This window comes from Brevundimonas sp. UBA7838, assembly GCF_002500885.1.
GTDB lineage: Bacteria > Pseudomonadota > Alphaproteobacteria > Caulobacterales > Caulobacteraceae > Brevundimonas > Brevundimonas vesicularis_C.
Genome location: NZ_DLTK01000111.1, coordinates 1 through 202, shown reverse-complemented (window position 1 = coordinate 202; position 202 = coordinate 1). Strand labels below are relative to the sequence as shown.

The window sequence follows — 202 nt, the reverse complement described above, 5'->3', positions numbered from 1 at the left end:
AAGCTGCTGCGCGACATCGAAAAGGTCACGCGCCAGAAGATCCCGGCCATCGACCGTCGTAACGACAAGGCCCTGGGTCAGCTGGACGCCACCATCATGGCGACCGGCGTCGGCAAGAAGGCGACGATGCCGGAACGCGAGGGCGGCGAGCGCAACGAGGGCGGCCAGGGACGGGGCGGTCGCGGCCGTCGCGCGCCGCACC

At 70.8% G+C, this 202-nt stretch carries 1 pseudogene; it reads left to right on the top strand.

Going from position 1 to position 202, the window contains the following annotated elements:
- Nucleotides 1–202: pseudogene (locus B3T77_RS10450) on the top strand (ATP-dependent helicase); the annotation flags it as partial.